11 protein-coding genes and 1 tRNA gene are annotated in these 15,539 nt (G+C 49.7%); 2 read left to right on the top strand and 10 right to left on the bottom strand.

Annotated features, from left to right (window positions below):
* Positions 1-40: 40 nt before the first annotated feature.
* From ACHZCY_RS15195 to rnc, 7 genes are all read right to left on the bottom strand, one after another.
* Positions 41-1,342, bottom strand: a complete 1,302-nt coding sequence (locus ACHZCY_RS15195) for a phenylacetate--CoA ligase family protein (protein WP_205222048.1) — start codon at positions 1,340-1,342, stop codon at positions 41-43.
* Positions 1,343-1,495: 153 nt separating this feature from the next.
* The gene (locus ACHZCY_RS15190; RefSeq protein ID WP_205222049.1) at positions 1,496-2,080 is read right to left on the bottom strand and encodes an indolepyruvate oxidoreductase subunit beta; all 585 of its coding nucleotides are present in this window, start codon (positions 2,078-2,080) and stop codon (positions 1,496-1,498) included.
* Positions 2,080-3,891 (bottom strand): indolepyruvate ferredoxin oxidoreductase subunit alpha, encoded by a 1,812-nt coding sequence (gene iorA / locus ACHZCY_RS15185; protein ID WP_319549479.1) that lies wholly within the window; start codon positions 3,889-3,891, stop codon positions 2,080-2,082. Before iorA ends, ACHZCY_RS15190 begins: the two co-directional genes overlap by 1 nt.
* Before the next feature lie 296 nt (positions 3,892-4,187).
* Entirely contained in the window at positions 4,188-5,909 is a 1,722-nt protein-coding gene (locus ACHZCY_RS15180) for a hypothetical protein (RefSeq protein ID WP_319549478.1), read from the bottom strand.
* Positions 5,910-5,949: 40 nt separating this feature from the next.
* On the bottom strand, positions 5,950-7,926 hold the full coding sequence (locus tag ACHZCY_RS15175; RefSeq protein ID WP_319549477.1) for an ABC-F family ATP-binding cassette domain-containing protein: 1,977 nt from the start codon (positions 7,924-7,926) through the stop codon (positions 5,950-5,952).
* Positions 7,927-7,945: 19 nt separating this feature from the next.
* Positions 7,946-8,953: an elongator complex protein 3 gene (locus tag ACHZCY_RS15170; protein WP_319549476.1), complete on the bottom strand. Its 1,008-nt coding sequence runs from the start codon at positions 8,951-8,953 to the stop codon at positions 7,946-7,948.
* Between the two features lie 218 nt (positions 8,954-9,171).
* Positions 9,172-9,909 carry a ribonuclease III gene (gene rnc / locus ACHZCY_RS15165; RefSeq protein WP_319549475.1) on the bottom strand — a complete coding sequence of 246 codons (738 nt, stop codon included), beginning with the start codon at positions 9,907-9,909 and terminating at the stop codon, positions 9,172-9,174.
* Between the two features lie 60 nt (positions 9,910-9,969).
* Between rnc and ACHZCY_RS15160 the strand changes: the two genes are divergently transcribed.
* A tRNA-Cys gene (locus tag ACHZCY_RS15160) sits at positions 9,970-10,044 on the top strand.
* 602 nt (positions 10,045-10,646) lie between these two features.
* Positions 10,647-11,198 (top strand): PEP-CTERM sorting domain-containing protein, encoded by a 552-nt coding sequence (locus ACHZCY_RS15155; RefSeq protein ID WP_319549474.1) that lies wholly within the window; start codon positions 10,647-10,649, stop codon positions 11,196-11,198.
* 83 nt (positions 11,199-11,281) lie between these two features.
* Here the strand turns inward: ACHZCY_RS15155 and thpR are convergent, their stop codons facing one another.
* From thpR to ACHZCY_RS15140, 3 genes are read right to left on the bottom strand one after another with little or no spacing between them, the layout of a single operon-like run.
* Positions 11,282-11,821 (bottom strand): RNA 2',3'-cyclic phosphodiesterase, encoded by a 540-nt coding sequence (thpR, locus tag ACHZCY_RS15150; protein WP_319549473.1) that lies wholly within the window; start codon positions 11,819-11,821, stop codon positions 11,282-11,284.
* Positions 11,822-11,873: 52 nt separating this feature from the next.
* A complete protein-coding gene (gene nadC / locus ACHZCY_RS15145) occupies positions 11,874-12,707 on the bottom strand; it encodes a carboxylating nicotinate-nucleotide diphosphorylase (protein WP_319549472.1) in 834 nt (277 codons plus the stop codon).
* Between the two features lies 1 nt (position 12,708).
* A complete protein-coding gene (locus ACHZCY_RS15140; protein ID WP_319549471.1) occupies positions 12,709-15,393 on the bottom strand; it encodes a valine--tRNA ligase in 2,685 nt (894 codons plus the stop codon).
* Between the last annotated feature and the right edge of the window lie 146 nt (positions 15,394-15,539).

Raw genomic sequence — 15,539 nt, 5'->3', positions numbered from 1 at the left:
GCTTATAGAGACTGGAACGGCCAGGAAACCACCCCATCTGTTACAGCTTCCTATTATCTATGACCCGCTGTGCTTTCCCCTCTGAACGTTTTATGGTTCGAGGTTCAACCAGTTTAACCTTACAGGTGACGCCAAGCATATCTTTTACTTCTGCCTGGATCTTCTTGCTCAGCCCTTCAAGAACTCTTATCTCATCAGAAAAGATATTTTCGCTTACTTCCACCAGGATAGACATTGTATCAAGGCTACCCTCGCGATTCACCTCAATCTGATAATGAGGCTCAACCCCTTCAATGCCCACCAGTACGTGCTCAACCTGGGACGGGAAGACATTTACACCACGGATTATCAACATGTCGTCGGTCCTGCCCATGACTTTTTCCATGCGAACCAGGGTCCGACCGCATGCACATGGCTCTGCTATCAGGCGAGAAATATCCTTGGTGCGATAGCGGATCAACGGAAACGCTTCTTTGGTCAGGGTCGTAAAAACAAGTTCCCCCACTTCGCCATAGGGAAGCGGCTGCAGTGTTTCGGGGTCAACTATCTCCGGCAGGAAATGATCTTCCAGAATGTGCATGCCCCGGTCTGTCTGCAGGCACTCCATGGCGACTCCGGGCCCGATAATCTCGGAAAGACCATAGATATCCACAGCCCTGATGCCAAGTTTACGCTCAACCTCTTCACGCATGCTTTCACTCCATGGCTCGGCACCGTGAATACCCACCCGAAGTTTCAGTTCTGAAGGCGACACCCCCACATCTGCCATAGCATCGGCAAGGTTAAGTGCATAAGAGGGTGTCGAAAGCAATACCGTTGACCCAAAATCACGCATAATGGTGATCTGGCGTTTTGAGTTGCCTCCAGACACCGGGATTACGGTTGCACCAAGCGCCTCAATACCGTAATGGGCTCCAAGGCCCCCGGTGAACAATCCATACCCATAGGCATTATGCACCATATCACCAGGCGTGACCCCGGCCATTGCCAGCGCTCTGGACATGACCGACGCCCAGAGTTCAATATCAGCTTCGGTATAGCCGACCACAGTCGGCTGACCGGTGGTACCGGAAGAGGCATGTACCCGTATGACTTTCTCCAAAGGCACCGTAAACAGGCCAAAAGGATAATTGTCCCGCAGGTCGTCTTTGGTATTAAAAGGGAGTACGTGCAAGTCCTTCAGCGACTGGATATCGCCAGGTTTGACGCCGGCATCATCCATCTTGCTACGATATGGTGCCACGGTATCATACACACGTCGGACCTGTTTCTGCAGCCGTTTCAACTGGATGGACTCCAATCCCGGACGCGGTAATGTTTCTACTTCTTCAACCCACATCATTACTCAACCTCATTTCTTCCTTTGCGAGACAATTAAACTTTCAGCTTCCCAATCCGGATTTTTCGTTTGCACATCGTGTCAATGAAATCAATCGACACGATGTGCATAGGAAATCCAGGTTAGTTGATGAGCAAACTACACTACATTACTACATTATGCGTACACCGCAGCTCTACCTGCTTCAAATGCCTTTTTATTGACCTCTCTAAACTGCTCTTTCACCGTAGTATCGATCACCTTGAGAAACACCTCAGGGCCCACCGCCAGAAAGTTCGACATTGCGCCGACCATTGCTACATTGACCGTGCGCAGCTCTCCCACTTCTTCGGCAATGGCAAAGGCATCGATGGGGACAACATTAATCTGACGATCGGTGAGTTCTTTGAGTATATTTTCCGGATAGGTCATCTTGCCCAGGGCGACTGCCGGCGGCAGAATCTTCTGCGTATTGACCACCACAGCGCTGTCCTTATGCAGGTAGGGCAGATAACGGGCAGCCTCTAAGATTTCAAACGCAACCAGGATGTCGGCACTACCTGGATCAATGAGCGGCGAGTACACCCGCGCCCCATAGCGAAGATGGGCCTCGACGGATCCACCGCGCTGCGCCATACCATGAACCTCGCTCTTTTTAACGTCATAGCCTTCTGCCAGCTGTGCATAGGCGGTTAGCTCACTTGCCAGCAGAATCCCCTGACCACCGACACCGGAAAAGAGTATATTACCACTTTGCTTCATTAGTCTTCCTCCCTTCTGGTGATCGCATCAAACTTACACACGCACGCACATTGCCCACATCCATTACACTGCACTTCGGTTATCTCTGCATACCCTCGCTGTTTTTCCCGGTAGCCTTGTTCAACAGCCTCTTCCGGAGTCAGAGGATGCCAGCTTATAGCAGGACACCCCATCTGTACGCAGGCAGTACAACCGGTACAATTGTCAAGATTGGTATAGTACGTAGGTTTCTTTCGCTTGACCTCTTCCGGCAACAAGATACACGGAGCTCGGCTGATGACCACCGACGGCTCAGGAGAAGCAATTTCTTGTTTGAGCACCTTACGAGTGGCATCCACATCATGGGGATTGACCACCGTAATCCGTTTCACTCCCAGAGACGAGCAAAGTTGTTCAAAATCGATTGCGCTTGCAGGTTCGCCGGTGAGGCTCTTTCCTGAAGCTGGATTTTGCTGGTGACCGGTCATTGCGGTGATTCGATTGTCCAGGATAATGACCGTGGCATACGAATTGTTATAGACGGTATTTAACAACCCGGTAAGGCCTGAATGCATAAAGGTAGAATCACCAATAACAGCAACCAGTTTACCCTCCCCTTTTTCGCCAAGCGCCTTTGCCATACCATGGGCCATACTTATTGAGGCCCCCATGCAGACGCACGCATCCATCGCGGAAAGTGGTGGCAGAAAGCCCAGGGTGTAACAACCAATATCACCGGACACAAAGACATCTTTCATCTTTGACAACCCATAAAACAGACCCCGATGCGGGCACCCGGCACACATGTTGGGTGGTCGCATGGGCAGTTCCACCGGTTCAAAAACTTCAGGGGCGGATTCCGGCTCAACAGCCGTCTTGACAATGAAAGAATTCAACTCCCCTTGATTGGGGATTATATCTTCACCATGGCAGTCAATGCCCATGGACTTGATGTGCAACTCCAGAAACGGATCCAGTTCCTCGACGACAATCAGCTCTTCAACCGAGTCTGCAAAGGTCCGTATCATTTTTTCCGGCAACGGCCAAACCATACCAAGCTTAAGGACCGGTGCATCGGGAAAGGCTTCCTTCACGTAATTATAGGAGGTGCCGGCAGCAATAAATCCCCTCGGGCCTGTTCCTTTTTCAACTCTGTTTTCCGGCAGGCTTTCCGCCATCTCGCGGGCAGTGGCCATCCGCTTTTCCACCTCGCGCCGCCGAACTCTGGCATTCCCCGGCAACATCACCAATTTGGCAGGAACCTTTTCAATAGAAGGCTCAGGCACAGCAACCCGCTCTCCCTTTTCCACCACCCCTTTGACATGGGCAATCCTGGTGGTGATACGGAGCATAACCGGAGTATCCAGTTGCTCGCTCAGTTCAACTGCACGGCCGACCATAGCCTTGGCCTCGGCAGGGTCGGATGGTTCCAGCATCGGCAGCTTGGCGGCAAAGGCATAGTTCCGATTATCCTGTTCGTTTTGCGAACTGTGCATTTCCGGATCATCAGCGGTGAGCACGACCAGGCCACCCCGAACACCGGTATACGCTGCAGTAAAGAGCGGATCGGCAGCCACGTTTACCCCAACATGCTTCATGGTGGCAAGGGCACGTGCACCGGCAAAAGAGGCACCGATCGCCACTTCCAGCCCAACCTTTTCATTGGGTGCCCATTCTGCATAAACGTCGTCGTAACGGGCAAAATTACCCATTATCTCAGTAGATGGCGTTCCCGGATACCCGGACGCAACTGTAATTCCAGCTTCCCACGCTCCTTGAGCTATCGCTTCATTCCCGGAAAGCCATTGTTTTGTTTCGTTATCAAAAACCACATTTCCTCCTTTCATGCCCTTAGAGAGCTGGTTAAACCGCCGGTTTTATATAAGGGTTGAGGTTAAAACGCTGACACAGGTCTCTTGTTTGCCCTGCAAAGCCGCATTAAAGAGGATAGGTCTTTACCAGCTTGACCAATATCCATTTTCTCATTTAAAACGTATTCTTGCCCCGAACAAAGCCCTGCAACGCCACAAAGAAGCATCAATACCCTGAAATCAATCGGTTAGGCAAGAGCTTTTTCCGCCGTACCCAGCGACCGACACCTTGTTTTCAGTGTATACTGCAAACAGCCTCAGTTTTCAGTTGCAGCTACTGGTTGCTTGCTTTTAATGGTACAGTGCCAATCGCCGTATTCCGGAGTCAGCCTGGTGGTCATAGCCACCACCTCATAGGCAAGCATCAGATTGATTATTTCCTCCCCTAGTCTGGATGCAGACACTCCCTGGGTTGCAGCCAGAGTAGAAACAAGCCATCCTGCAACATCCTGTAATTCATTTGCAAGCCGGGCAGGATAAACTATAAAAGTACCAAGACCTGCAGCTTCCACCTGGTTTTTTAATGCATCCCCAAGCGATGCTCCTACCGGGGCCCCAATCATTGTTAGAGCACCATCTTGATTCAGCAAATCGACCAAGACAGACTTGCCATTGGCAGCATACAACATGGTCGGCGTGAGTACCATGGCCAACTGGGTCGCTTCCCCCGGGAGAACAGACCAGTAATAGACCGTCTGCCCGTTTGCCTCCACTGTTTTTTCCTCTGCAAAACCGGTCTGGTTAATTTTTTCCCGTATGGTATTAAAAACAGCTGTTGCCTGTGTACTATCCCGCACTTCTACAAAGGCAACCACCTTGGGTAGCGGGAAAAAACCGCTGTTGACTATTTGATTGACCACAAAACCATATTGTGGGCCAATGGCCTGTAAAAGTTGTGCAAACGACAATCCTAATTCCTGCTGAATAACAGTGTCGAACTGATCAAGTTCCTGTTCATCACCAGCAGCAAATGAGTGCAGCATCACCTCCGCTGAAAGCGAAGAAGACCAATCGTAGATAAGCGTATTTTCGTTGAGTAAGTTCAGAGAGGTGTTCGCTTCTACCTGCTGTTCAAGAGCAGCCTGCAATGCCGGATGCAGCTTTCCCGGCTCAAATCCCGCCCTGCTATCACTGTGAAGATCTTGCCCCAGCTGGTAGGTTAATGAGGAAAAATAGGTTATGCCTTCCAGGTACTTGGCTATACTACTGATTTCGTCTTCTTCTGCTCTTGCCAGCAGGCTCATGAGTGCATCACTATTGACGAACATCCTGCTGTAAACAGTCTCAGCTTCAATACTTTGCCAATACTGTTTTGCCGCCAGGAAAGACGCTGCATTTTCCAGTGTTACCTCAGATTCTGCAGCTGTCAGACAGGCGAGTATGGTTTGCGGAGCATACGAAAGCAGGACCGTCCCCTTTGCCGCGACCCCGTAAATAATTTCACCATCACTTACCTCTATCTTGGTCAGGGTGACATTGTCGATTACTTCCGTGGTGACGGTGTCGCTCATAATGAGTTTTGCAAATGAGTCCAGTGCGCCGGACACGGCTGTTGTTGCAAAAACAACCATAGATCGTTCAATTTCACGTTGAGGCTCGCCTTTTAAGCGAGCAAGATCCGGGGAAAGTACAGCCAGGGCCGTGTCATCTCCAAAAACAGAAAGAAAGGCAGGGTTGTTCATCAACGCCACCATATCATCATACGTCTTGTCATAGGTTGCAACAGCCTGCCCGTCCACCTGCAGTTCGTTCAGGATACCGCCCATGGTTTCCTTTGCAAGAAGATGCCCAAGGGGGGAATCCGCAAACGTATCGCTGATTTTATTCAAATGGGTAAGACTCACTGTGGCCAATGTGTCCTGTGGTAAAAAAGCTGCGTAAGACCCGGCATCTTCTTTTTTAGAAACATTTAACACATAAAATCCGGCGGCTGCCACTACCGCGACCACAACCAGGATTATCCCAATTCGTTTATTCATTACATTTTCCCCATGGAATTTTTCATTGCTTATCTTTGGGTTACAGTTCTTTTTCAATAGCCTCTATGGCTGCCTGGGCTTCTTCCCATTTAAGATAGGCCCGCTCCAGGTAACGTTCGACCTGAGTATACTCTTTACTGACTTCTGCCCAGGCTTCTTTTTGTGCATAGAGTTCCGGGTCTGCCATCAACTCCTCCAGTTCACCTTTGCGGGTCTCATGTTTTTCAATTTCTTTTTCAGCATCCTGATTTTTCTTTTTCCAGGGACCGATTTTTTTATTAAGCTGCTCCCGCTCTTTTGCCCTTTGCCTGCGGTGTTCTTTCTTGTCTATCCGCTTTGCCTCATCTTCTACGATCACCTGCTGGGCGTCCTGCTTGCCGGCGGTGACGGGATTATCGGCAAGGGCCTCTTGTTCTTTCTGTCGCTGAGCCAGATACTCATCAACATTGCCCTCGTAGATAGTTGCTTTACCGTCTCGTATCTCCAGAACTTTATTAACAAATGAATTGACAAAAAATCGATTATGGGAGACCACCACAATGGTCCCCTCATACTGGGCCATTGCCTCCTGCAGCACTTCCTGAGAGCTGATATCCAAATGGTTGGTCGGCTCATCAAGCAGCATCAGGTTAGCAGGACGAACCAGCATCTTTGCCAGCGCCACCCGTGATTTTTCGCCACCGGAAAGTACCTGCACTTTTTTCTCGACTTCATCGCCGGTGAAGAGAAAGGTCCCTAACAGTGATCGAACCTGGGTGACAGTCATGTCCACCGCCGCATGGTAAACAGTATCGAGAATACTTATTTCACCGGAAAGTTCCTGGGCCTGGTGCTGACCGAAATAGGTTAAAACCACATTATGTCCCTGCTTGATGGTGCCTTCAGCAGGCTCCACTTCGGCAAGCATTTTTAAAAGGGTTGTTTTTCCTGCCCCGTTGACACCGACTACGGCCAGCTTATCGCCCCGCTGCAGAGAAAGAGAAACATTCGAAAGGACCTGTTTCCCGGCAAAGGCCTTGCTCACTCCTTCCACGGTCAATACATCTCGCCCGGAAGGGGCTGCAGGAGGGAAAGAAAAAGCAACGGACCGGTCCGTCTCTGAGAGCTCAATCCGCTCTATTTTTTCCAGCTGCTTGACCCTGCTCTGTACTTGCTTAGCCTTGGTGGACTTAGAGCGAAAACGAGTGATAAAACGCTCGGTCTGTTTAATCATGGCCTGCTGGTTATTATACGCAGCCCGCTCAAGCTCCAGTCGTTGTTCTTTTTCCACCAGATAGTGGGAATAATTGCCGCGGTAAACGGTGAGCTTTCCTAGGCTTAACTCCCAGGTGGTGGACGTTAACCGATCTAGAAAAATCCGGTCATGGGAAATAATGACCATTGCCCCCTGGTATTGCTGCAGAAAATTTTCCAGCCACGTCAGGGAGTCCAGGTCCAGGTGATTGGTGGGCTCATCTAAAAGCAACAGGGATGGTTTTCTCAGCAACAGTTTGGCCAACAGCAACCGCATAATCCAACCACCGGAAAAACTGGCGGCCGGTTTTTCAAAATCCTCATTTTTAAACCCCAACCCGCCCAAAATCCGTTCAATCTGGGGGCGGATACGAAACACGTCGCATCCTTCCAGCGCATGCTGCAGTTCACCCTGGCGGGTCAACAGAGGCTCGAGAGCGTCACTCCCTTGCTCTAACAGGGAAAGTTCTTCACTGATTTGATCAAGCTCTTCCTGCTGGGCAAGGACATCATCAAAGGCAGACTCTGCCTCCTCAAAAAGGGTTCGCGACCCAAGGTCAAGGGTTACTTCCTGGGGGAGATATGCCACCGAAAACCATGAAGCACGCGACACAGTTCCAGGATCGGTCTCCTGTTCGCCGCACATAATTTTTAACAGAGTCGATTTACCGGTACCGTTTACGCCTGCAAGGCCTATACGATCACCAGTATGCACCTGGACCGCTACATCGCGAAAAATATGCTTACTTCCATACTGGAGGTTTAAGTCATTGACACTGAGCATCGTTATCTCATCTTTCTCTTTAGTTATTTCTCAGGGTGACCTGGTAGCGGGCCTGACTGTCATCGGTACGTAATACAAAACAGTCCAACAAACCCAGTTCCGACAGCCGGTACATATTGGCGGACCGTATCCCTTTAAAAATAGACATATCTTTACTATTGATGATAAGTGTAGGACATGATTCTTTCTGCCCTTGCAAGAGCATCCTTGTCTGTTTAAGCATTAACCGGCTCAAAACCATCTCTCCAAAAGAGGGATGATAGGGACCAGCCAGCAGAGAACGCTCTAAAGAATCTCCCGGCTGCAGACCCATGCGTATAACCCGGATGCCCTCACGATCAAAGTTTTTTTTCATATATGCTGCCTGCAAAACGGCCTTACCAAGTGAGAGCGGTGTGTATATACCTTTTTGCCAAGCCTTTTCCAGGCCACTTCCCTTCACCACCAACACGGGATAAATACGAACAAAATCAGGCTGCAACAGGATCGTTTGCGCAACTGTCCGTCGCAGCGAACGAAACGTTTGACCCGGCAAGCCAAGCATTAACTGCATCCCTACCTGAAACGCCCCCCGTTGCAACAAGTCCACGGCCCTGTACACATCTTGTGTGCTATGGCCGCGCCCTGAATACCTGAGGACAGTATCATCAAGTGACTGCACTCCAAGCTCGACAATATCTACCTTGAACATGTTCAACAGGTCGAGCTTGTCCTGATCGATATAATCAGGACGGGTAGAAAGCCGTATCTGCTGCACCCTGCCCTGATCCATAAAAGGTGTAACCGCTCCGAGTAATTTCTGCTGGCGCAGTGGTTCAAGACCGGTAAAGCTCCCGCCGTAAAAAGCGACCTGGACGGGATGCGCCTGTTTTGCCAAATACCGATCCAGCCAGGTTTCTATAGTTTCCCTTATCTCTGCGGGTGTTACCCGTTTGGCACTGCTACCGCTGATAGAATTTTGATTACAAAAAATGCAGCTATGGGGGCACCCTTCATGGGGTATGAAAATCGGGATAATAGAAGCCATATGCGCTTAGAAATAAAAGGGATGCTCTCTTGGAGAAATCTACTTGTCGTCTAACGTCAGCGAATAACAAACACCCTCGCCTTAGCCTGATCTGTAACAGTTCAGCAGTGCTCCGGATGCGTGCAGGCAGGCTGGATAACTAGCGTAAAGCTAAGTTGTCCAGCCTGGTAGTGCGCAGAGGTAAGCGCAGACTCCGTGGGGTGCTGCTGAACGGTTACCTAATCGTCTTCTTTTTCCTGCTGCAACTGCTCCAGTGCAACCCGGGCAGCCTGCTGTTCCGCTTCTTTTTTGCTTGAAGCCTTTCCAAGCCCAAGCTCATTACCCTGAAAACAGGCGGCAATGGAGAACTGGCGTGCATGGGCAGGGCCTTCTTCGTTTTTCAGCACATACTCCGGCCCTTCATTATACTGTTCCTGGAGAAATTCCTGAAGAGAGCTCTTGGCATCGGCAGTAATAAGATGGTCACCGCGTTTAGCAATGTGCGGCTCAAAAAAACGCCGTACAAAGTCCAGGGCTGCATCATAGCCACCGTCAAGAAAAAGCGCTCCGACCACGGCCTCATAGGCACAGGAAAGGATGGATGGTTTTTCTCTTCCTTTAGAGGCATTTTCCCCCCGCCCCAGTAAAAGGTATTTTCCCAGTTCAATCCCTCTTGCCATGTGGGCAAGTCCACCTTCATTGACCAGTGCGGAACGGATCCTGGTCAATTTCCCTTCCCGTAAATCCGGGAAGCTGGTGTACAGGATATAGCCCACCGTTAAATCAAGCACAGCATCGCCTAAAAATTCAAGGGTTTCGTTATGCCGCTTATCATCCAGTCGTTCAAATGCATAGGAGCTGTGCACGAGAGAGAGCTGCAGGAGCTGCAGGTCACGGAATTGATAGCCTATCCGTTCCTGCAGCTCCTGCAGTTCCTCTTCGTGGTCCTGCACCAATGCCCAAAGTGTTGTTCCCATAAATGCAATTTCCTCTTGTCAAAATTTTTATCTGTGGTATAAGATGTCGCACTTTCTAACGGCGACGTAGCCAAGCGGTAAGGCAGTGGTCTGCAAAACCATTATTCAGCGGTTCAAATCCGCTCGTCGCCTCCAGACATTCAAAAGGGTCACAGTATTTACTGTGACCCTTTTTTTTGTTCCCTTCATCATGATCCTCCAAAAAATAAATTACCAGGGTTGCTTTTACAAGATTTGACGACTTAAATCAACTAACTGATACTTCCTACTATCGTCCCATTCCATGATAAATATCCCCAGTGATGATTTGCGCTATTGCTATCACCTGATCATGGATTAACTGGGAGCTTGTAGTTACAAAATCACGTTTTTTTCAGACACCCAACCGCCCTATTATTCAATTTCACTACAAATACAAACAGTTACAGCCAAACTAAAACCTAGCCTTATTTACTCTCTTTTCTGTAACAATATTCCACATCATCGGGATAGCTGAGATTTGCCAATAGCAATGATATCTATCCCAGTAATTTTTATACTTACACCCTTCCCGTGAAGGCACTTTGATATGTAAAAACAAACAAGTTTTGACCCGACTTATTAAACCAATCAGTTGGTGTACAGTAGCGCCGTAACGTACCAACATAATCCATTTTTACCATAAAAAGGCATGCAATTTGCAAAAATAAACTTGTAAGTCTTTTTTAAATCTGTCTATAATTAGCTGGAGGGGAATTATGAGAAATTTCTTATTGGTCACTTTTATGTTGGCACTTTTTGCCAGCCCAGGCTGGTGTATATCTATTTCTGATACCAATGCTGGAACCGATAATGGCACTGATGTTGGCTCTCTCGACATTTTCATTATATCTGGCCCAAAGCTGAACGGCGAGGCGGCTGAAACGGATTGGGTTAACAGCGTACTTAGCCCAGAAACAGTAACATGGGAAGTCAAGACTGAACCTGTCAATTACTTCTACACTGATGAGACGAATACTTTTGCCTTCGCTTTGAGCGGGGCAGCAGACCCAGTAGAATACTTTCTAGTTAAAAATGCTCAATACGTGGCCTTATATCGGAATCTAGTAAATGTAAATTGGGGTGTTTTCAGTGCTAATTCCTTACCAGCAGACATGAACATACCCGATTACGATGACGGCTTTGTAATCAGCCATGTAACAGAATTTCAGGGGGACCCCACTCCTCAAGTCCCCGAGCCAACCACCATGCTCCTGTTCGGTACCGGACTTGCCTGCCTCACAGGTGTTATTCGGAAAAAGCGGAAATAATTTCCGGAAAATCGAACTGGGCAGGGTAAAAAAAAGCGGAACCTTTCGGTTCCGCTTTTTTTTGTGCTTCGCCTCTCTTCTGCTCACACCAGCCTATACTCCTGCTCAATGGTATGCACAGCCCCCTGCCGTCCGAGCACACTGGAATAGAGCCTGAAATTATCCACCGCAAACGGCTCTGTACAAAAAAGACCATACTCTTCCAGGTAGCGGGCCACCTTGCTTACCGGCGTGTTTTTCAAACGGGCAATAGTTATATGCGGGGCAAACTTACGTTTCTCTAGTTGCACTCCTAATCGGGTCAAACAGGTATATATTTTCTGATGCAACAAATGGAGTTGTTCATTCTTCTCCACACCTAACCAGAGCACCCTTGGTTTTCCCCGAGGAGGGAAAAAACCCATCCCATCCAGGCGCATGGAAAAAGGTTTTGCGATGACGTGTGATAGCTCTTCCCGGATATCCGGAAAAAGTGCGCCTTCCACCTCACCAATAAAACAAAGCGTCAAATGGAGTTGCTCGCTCGATACCCACCGTGCAGAGGGCAGGCCACTGCACAGCGGCTCTATTCTGGCCGTGATCGATTCCGGCAAATCCAAAGCTACAAACAATCTTTTTTTCATCTACTTTTCCGGAAAATGCCCTTTGGCAACAAGTAACTTTCAGTTGTCAAATTTAACACCAGTCCATGCCTATATCACAGGCTGGGGCTGAATGGGTCAACCCACCAACGGAAATGACGTCCACACCGGTTTCGGCGATTGCCCGGACGGTATCCAAGCTAACGCCACCAGAGGCTTCGATAACGGCCCTGCCGTCAATCAGTTTGACCGCCTCCTCCATGGTCTTAGTATCCATATTGTCTAGCATGATGACCCCGACACGACAGGCGAGACACTCTTCCACTTGTGCCATGGTATCGGTTTCCACCTCAATATTGATGGTATGCGGGACCAGTTTGCGAACCCGCTTAACCGCATCGGTAATCGAGCCACAGGCGGCAATATGGTTATCCTTGATCATTACTCCATCGCTGAGACTGAATCGGTGATTGCTCCCCCCTCCAACCCGGACCGCATACTTTTCCAACATCCGCAGCCCAGGAGTCGTTTTCCGGGTATCCACGATCTTCACATCCAGCCCATCGACAGCGGCAACAAAGGCTGCTGTCAGGGTCGCTATACCACAGAGCCGCTGCACCAGATTCAACGCAACCCGCTCACCTCGCAGCAGCGCCCGGGTCGGGCCTATTAGTTCCAACAGGATATCGCCTTTATCGGCGTATTTGCCGTCCTGAAGAACACGACCATAGGTGGTTTTAGGGTTCAACTTTGAAAAAATCGGCCACGCCACCTTTGCCATACCGGCAGCAACCAGTGGCTCACGGGCTGTAAAATAGGCGTGCGATTGGTCTTTATCGGTAAAAATCGCATCCGTGGTGATATCACCGTGTTCTAAGTCCTCATGGATAAACCTATCCAGCAGAGGGTCCAATAAGTAAGCATCCATATCAGCGTAGTTTCTGTAACCGTTGGCTTGATTCCTGGTTTTTCTCCAAACGGGCCACCAGCTCAGCTTCGATCCCCTTTTCCTTGGCAACGATTTCCGGCGGCGCATTATTGAGAAACTTCTCGTTGTTGAGCTTACCGGTAACCCGTTTGAGCTCCTTTTCCAGTTTTCCCTGCTCCCTGTTCAGTTTTTCCAGCTCTGCATCCACGTCAATAAGTCCACTCAGCGAAATAACCAACTCCACATCCTGCACCATGGCGTGACCGGCATCATCAGGAACCTTCCCCTGGGCTACGACGGTAAGGCTTTTGGCTCGAACCATTGCCTCAATACCAGCGGCAAATTCCTCTATCACCGACCTTTTGTTCTCATCCGCACAGATAACCGTTGCCTCAACCTTGGCAGTCGGATGCAGTTCCGCCTCAGTACGTATGGTTCGTAAACCGGAGATAACATCCATCAGCAGCCCCATGTCCTGCTCGGCAACAGCATCCTCCCACGCCTGGTTCACAGCTGGGAAAGGCTGGGTCATGATGGTGGTGCGCTCTCCTGGCAACTGGCTCCATATCTCCTCTGTAACAAAAGGCGATACAGGGTGCATGAGCTTTAAAATGTTTTCCAGGACACTCAACAATACCCCTTTAGCATTCTTCCGCTGCTGAGGATCCTCACCGTACAGGTCTGCCTTGATCCACTCCAGATACCAGTCACAGAATTCATGCCAGATAAACTGATAAATGGTAGAGGCAACTTCATTAAAACGAAATCCATCCAGGGCATCACGTACCTGGACAATGGTGGCATTGGTCCTGCTCAGTATCCAGCGATGCGCCAGGTCAAGCTCTTGGGGCCGCTGTGTTACTTCGGTAATGGCAGGATCTTCGTCCTTAATATGCATCTGCGCAAAACGGGCAGCATTCCAGAGCTTATTGATGAAGCGCCGATAGCCATCCACCCGCTCTTCATCCATCCGGATTTCCCTGCCTTGTGCTGCAAAGGCGGTCAAGGTAAAACGAAAAGCATCTGTCCCATACTGGCCAATTGTCACCAGGGGGTCGATGACGTTTCCGGTGGATTTGGACATCTTTTTACCGTCTTTATCCCGCACCAACGCATGGAGATAGACATCATGAAAAGGTACCTCATCCATAAAATGGAGCCCCATCATCATCATCCGCGCTACCCAGAAGAAAAGGATATCAAAACTGGTAATCAGCACAGAGGTAGGATAAAAAGTTGCCAACTCTTTGGTCTGTTCCGGCCAGCCGAGAGTGGAGAAAGGCCACAGCGCCGAACTGAACCAGGTGTCCAGCACATCGGTTTCCTGCTTGAGCTTGCTGCTGCCGCACTTGGTACAGGTTGTGGGGTCTTCCACCTCCACCATCACCTCGCCGCAATCCTCACAGGTCCATGCCGGTATCCGGTGTCCCCACCATATCTGTCGGGAAATACACCAGTCACGGATGTTATCCATCCACGAATAAAACGTCTTGTTCCAGGTGGGAGGATGGATCTTCATCCGTCCCTCCTGCACTGCACCAACTGCCTTGTCGGCCAATGGACGTACAGAGACAAACCACTGCTTAGACGTGGTGGGCTCGACCACGGTGTTGCAGCGGTAACATTTGCCCACTGCGTGCTGATAGTCTTCTATTTTTACGAGATAGCCCTGGGCCTCCAAATCAGCAACGATACGCTTGCGACAATCAAAACGATCAAGCCCGGCATAGGCACCGGCTGCTTCGTTCATGACCCCTTTATCATCCATCACCTTGAGGCGATCAAGATTATGGCGCAACCCAATTTCATAGTCATCACGATCATGGGACGGGGTTACCTTGAGGGCACCGGTCCCAAACTCGCGCTGAACATGGTGGTCGAGCACCACAGGAAGAATTCGGTCTGTCAGCGGCAAGGCAATGCCAATCTTCTCCAGTCCCTGGTAGCGCTCGTCTTCTGGATGAACGGCTACGGCCGTATCGCCGAGCATGGTCTCCGGGCGAGTGGTTGCTACCACTACATGTCCGGAGCCGTCAGCATAGGGGTAGCGAACATGATAGAGCTTGCCGTCGGTGGGATCATGCTCCACTTCATCATCCGCCAGGGCCGTGTGGCACCGGGGGCACCAGTTGACAATATAATCCCCTTTGTAGATAAGGCCTTCCTTGTATAAACGGACAAACACCTCTCTCACCGCACTAGAAAGGCCCTCATCCATGGTAAAGCGTTCGCGGTCCCAGTCACAGGATGCTCCCATCCGTTTCAACTGGTTGATGATGGTACCGCCTTTTTCTTCCCGCCACTGCCAGACCCGCTCGATAAATTTTTCCCGGCCAAGGGCATGACGGGTTGTTTCTTCAGCTGCCAGCTGGCGTTCAACAACATTTTGGGTCGCAATCCCGGCATGATCGGTTCCAGGCACCCAAAGCGTATTATCCCCTTTCATCCGGTGATAGCGAACAAGAATATCCTGCAGGGTGTTATTCAGCGCATGACCGATATGCAGAACACCGGTCACATTAGGAGGGGGGATGACGATGGAGAAAGCATCCTTGCCTTCCTCCATTGCTGCGGAAAAACTTTTTTCCTGCAACCAGCGGCTGTACCAGCGCTGTTCTACCTCATCAAACTCATAGCCCTTTGGCAGGTCGTACTTTTCGTTTTCTTGTGTTGTTGATTTTTCCATCGTTTTCTCATACCGGCTCGTGACCGGAGTATAATATGCAAATAAAAAAGTAATTCGAAAATAAAAATTAAAAAGGGGTCTCAGCCCAAGTGAAGTAGGCGCCTGAAGAAGCCTCACGGCTCTTTCAAAATCATATTCAATGCAAT

It is taken from the genome of Desulfogranum marinum (assembly GCF_963675105.2).
GTDB classification, from domain to species: domain Bacteria; phylum Desulfobacterota; class Desulfobulbia; order Desulfobulbales; family Desulfobulbaceae; genus Desulfogranum; species Desulfogranum marinum.
The sequence above is the reverse complement of the archived record's forward strand: the minus strand, read 5'-3'. Positions and strand labels throughout refer to the sequence as shown.

Excerpts from the sequence above, each read along its gene's own strand:
- ACHZCY_RS15195 (WP_205222048.1), bottom strand. The coding sequence starts at position 1,342 with ATGATGTGGGTTGAAGAAGTAGAAACATTACCGCGTCCGGGATTGGAG.
- ACHZCY_RS15190 (WP_205222049.1), bottom strand. The coding sequence starts at position 2,080 with ATGAAGCAAAGTGGTAATATACTCTTTTCCGGTGTCGGTGGTCAGGGG.
- ACHZCY_RS15180 (WP_319549478.1), bottom strand. The coding sequence starts at position 5,909 with ATGAATAAACGAATTGGGATAATCCTGGTTGTGGTCGCGGTAGTGGCA.
- ACHZCY_RS15175 (WP_319549477.1), bottom strand. The coding sequence starts at position 7,926 with ATGCTCAGTGTCAATGACTTAAACCTCCAGTATGGAAGTAAGCATATT.
- ACHZCY_RS15170 (WP_319549476.1), bottom strand. The coding sequence starts at position 8,953 with ATGGCTTCTATTATCCCGATTTTCATACCCCATGAAGGGTGCCCCCAT.
- rnc (WP_319549475.1), bottom strand. The coding sequence starts at position 9,909 with ATGGGAACAACACTTTGGGCATTGGTGCAGGACCACGAAGAGGAACTG.
- ACHZCY_RS15155 (WP_319549474.1), top strand. The coding sequence starts at position 10,647 with ATGAGAAATTTCTTATTGGTCACTTTTATGTTGGCACTTTTTGCCAGC.
- thpR (WP_319549473.1), bottom strand. The coding sequence starts at position 11,821 with ATGAAAAAAAGATTGTTTGTAGCTTTGGATTTGCCGGAATCGATCACG.
- nadC (WP_319549472.1), bottom strand. The coding sequence starts at position 12,707 with ATGGATGCTTACTTATTGGACCCTCTGCTGGATAGGTTTATCCATGAG.
- ACHZCY_RS15140 (WP_319549471.1), bottom strand. The coding sequence starts at position 15,393 with ATGGAAAAATCAACAACACAAGAAAACGAAAAGTACGACCTGCCAAAG.